Source organism: Cytophaga sp., from assembly GCF_051961495.1.
Classification (GTDB): domain Bacteria; phylum Bacteroidota; class Bacteroidia; order Cytophagales; family Cytophagaceae; genus Cytophaga.
In genome coordinates this window covers 1-3,648 of the sequence record NZ_JBQCDF010000174.1, presented here as the reverse complement: position 1 = coordinate 3,648, position 3,648 = coordinate 1, and the positions used below count along the sequence as shown (strand labels likewise).

The 3,648-nt window shown below is 39.4% G+C and carries 3 protein-coding genes; all 3 read right to left on the bottom strand.

Features of this window, described 5'->3' with window-relative positions:
• Positions 1 to 186: 186 nt before the first annotated feature.
• On the bottom strand, positions 187 to 2,205 hold the full coding sequence (locus tag ACTHJT_RS09125) for an alpha-amylase family glycosyl hydrolase (RefSeq protein ID WP_440237716.1): 2,019 nt from the start codon (positions 2,203 to 2,205) through the stop codon (positions 187 to 189).
• A 275-nt stretch (positions 2,206 to 2,480) separates the two neighbouring features.
• On the bottom strand, positions 2,481 to 2,732 hold the full coding sequence (locus ACTHJT_RS09120; protein ID WP_440237715.1) for a hypothetical protein: 252 nt from the start codon (positions 2,730 to 2,732) through the stop codon (positions 2,481 to 2,483).
• Between the two features lie 122 nt (positions 2,733 to 2,854).
• The coding region (locus ACTHJT_RS09115) for an exonuclease domain-containing protein (RefSeq protein WP_440237714.1) at positions 2,855 to 3,648 on the bottom strand (794 nt) is incomplete at its 5' end.

Here is a 3,648-nt window from a genome sequence, read left to right as displayed (position 1 = left end):
TTATGAATTATGAATTATGAATTATGAATTATGAATTATGAATTATGAATTATGAATTATGAATTATGAATTATGTCTTGATGTAATTTTATTTTGAATTATAAAAGAATAAAAGGGATTATAAAAAAAAGTCCTGCAGTTTATTACAGGACTTTTAATTTATAATTCATAATTTATAATTCATAATTATAAAACCGTTTCTTTTTTCTGGAACACCAATACACTTCTGCTTGGTGTATAGATACTCAGTTGACCTTCTTCATTGGTGTGATACTCGATGGTATCATCAACGCGGTTGTGGCCGCCGAAACGGGTGTCATCGCTGTTGAGAACAATCTCAAATGTGCCGGGGCCGAAGGATTTAAAGCGGTAATCGAAGATGGAATTGCTCACACTGAAATTGAAAACAAAGATCATATTGTTGCGTTCGAAAATAATCACTTTGTTGTGGTCATCCATATTCAATTGCTGTGCCGGTTCTGAAGCCAGCAACCTGCTTTTGCGTACCAGACGCATCATAGCTTCATCAAACGCTCCCAGATACTGGTATTTTAAACGCGGGTTGTCAACCAGCGACCACTGTCTGCGGGCATACTGGTAACTCCAGCCGTTGCCTTCGCGCGGGAAATCGATCCATTCCGGATGACCGAATTCATTGCCCATGAAATTCAGGTAACCTTCACCACCTAACGCAAATGTGAACAGGCGGAGCATTTTATGTATAGCAATTCCACGGTCAATGACCGGGTTCGGATCATCGATCTGCATGTGAAAATACATTTCTTTATCCATTAGCCAGAACGCGATGGTCTTATCGCCAACCATGGCCTGGTCGTGCGATTCGGCATATGCAATGGTTTTTTCTTTAAAGCGGCGGTTGGTTAATGTATGCCACATTTCGTAGATGTTCCATTGTTCATCCTGTAAATGTTTCAGATACTTGATCCAGAAATCGGGAATGCCCATTGCCAGACGATAGTCGAAGCCTACACCGCCATCTTTGATCGAGCGTGATAAACCAGGCATGCCGCTTACATCTTCAGCAATGGTGATTGCATCTTTCAGATATTTATGTGTAACCTCATTGGCTAACTGTAAGTATGTAACGGCATCGAAGTCTACACCGCCCTTGAAATACTTATCATAGCTGTCAAAGGCCTTCATGCCGTGGTCAAAATACAACATGGAAGTAACACCATCAAAACGAAAACCATCGAAGTGGAATTCTTCCAGCCAGTAACGCAGGTTAGAAAGCAGGAAACGCTTTACTTCCAGCTTGCCATAATCAAATAGTTTTGAATCCCAACCCGGATGATTACCTCTATCGCCCGGATGGAAGTATTGATGATCACTACCATCAAATTCATTTAAACCTTCAGATAAGTTTTTAACAGCATGTGAATGTACTACGTCCATGATCACTGCTAAACCGAATTTATGGGCACGGTCGACCAGATATTTCAGATCTTCCGGAGTGCCGAAGCGGGAAGAAGGAGCAAAGAAGTTTGATACGTGGTAGCCGAATGAACCGTAATACGGATGTTCCATGACAGCCATCAACTGTATGCTGTTGTAGCCCATCTGACGGATGCGAGGTACGATCTTGTCTGCAAACTCACGGTAGGTGCCTACGCCCTCTTTCTCCTGTGCCATACCTGTGTGCGCCTCATAGATGATCGGATTTTTAATCTTGCGCAGATTGAAATCACGGTCGGTCCATTCAAACGCTTTTTGCGGAAACCACAACTGGCCACAAAAGTCTGTTGTTTCAGTATCCTGGATCACGCGGGTGATGTATGCAGGAATACGGTCGTGTGTGCCATTAGCACCCACGATCTGTACTTTGATTTTACTTTTATGAAGGAAACGTTTCTGATAAAGGTCATATGGAAGAAATATTTCCCATACTCCGAATTGATTACGTGTTAAAGGATGAGAACGTCTGTCCCAGTCGTTGAAATCACCCGTAAGATATACCTCATATGCTTCCGGCGCCCACTCTCTGTAGTACCAGCCACGCTCGTCTTCATCGAAATTGATACCGTAATATTTATGTCCGGTAGCAAAAGTCAACAGATCTCCGTAATGCTCCTTTATTTCTTTCAGTGCACGTTTATATCGGGTAATGCGATCCTGAATTTCATTTTCATATGGTTCCAGCCATGGATCATCCTCAATCAGGGCAATTCCTTTTTTCTCTTTCATTGTATTCTAAATTCTTTCGCGTAAAAATTCTTTTAAGCCCGACAGTAATCATATAACATATACACATGACTGTACGGCCAATTCAGGCTTGTATACTCTCTACTAAAATAAATTTTTAATGGTTAAGTAGCTAACAAAAAATGAAAATGTGTACAGGTATTTATAATGAAATTGAGTAAAGTGTATAAGTGCTTGTAAATGTGGTTGGTATGTAGGTGGACCGGGTGCAAAAAAAAACATGTATTGCAATTTCTAACAATACATGTTTCATATTCTTATGATGTTATTCCTTTTTTTCCTTTTTCAACGCTCTTATGAATATGCTCAAAGAGATATATCCTTTTCAGCTGTTGAGGTGGATACTTATTTTTGTTGGCAGGGATATTATTTTCTGTAGGCGTACGTGGTGAAATTTTTAAAGGCAGTAATTCATTTATATTACCTTTCATAAATGCATGGAACATAAAGTGTACTCCTGCAAGCGAAAATAACAATAAGGCCAGAATACGGAGTAAATGCTTTTTCATAATCAACCTCCTTCTTGTTTAATCTTACTTTCTTAAACGAAAAAAAGTCTCTGTTAGTTTTTTACTGCCAGAGACTTTTCAAAAGATTGAATTTATATAGCTTTAACGCATTTAAACGCAGGTTATTTCAAGCCGCCAAAATTTTTTAATTTGATTTGGGTGAGCTTTTTCTTGGTATCCTGTGGAAAATCACCTTTCATGATCCAGTCATAATACATAGGGTCTTTGGCCAATGTATCTTTCACTTTCATGCCTTTGTATTTTCCAAAATTGAAAAGTTCTTCTCCTTTATCACTCATGATCATACGACCGGCAAGGTCTACCATATTACCTACTGAAAATTCGTGCAACACATGCATATCATTTTTGATCGGCACAGATACTTTGCCTTCCGCATCTTTTATTGGCTTATCGGCATATTTTTCAATCTGTGCTTTTAAAATATAATAGGTTGCAAGGGTATCTGCTTCGGCACTATGTGCATTTTCAAGATCTTTGTTGCAGTAGAATTTATAAGCAGCTCCAAGTGTGCGCGGTTCCATTAAATGGAAAATGCGCTGAGAATCGATCAGTTTTCTTTTTGTAATATCAAATTCAATTCCTGCCCGGAAGAATTCTTCAATCAACAAAGGAATGTCAAACCGTATGCTGTTGAAACCACCCAGATCACAATCTTTCATAAACTGGTTTACCTGTTGTGCAATTTCAGCGAACAAAGGTTTATCAGCAACATCTTTGTCATAGATGCCGTGTATGGCGCTGGATTGGTCGGGAATAGGTATGCCGGGATTTACGCGAAAGGTTTTGACTTCTACTTTTTCATCCGGTGGAGAAACCCGTACGATACAAATTTCAATGATGCGGTCAGTAGAAATATTTACGCCTGTAGTTTCCAGATCAAAAAATGCTATAGGTT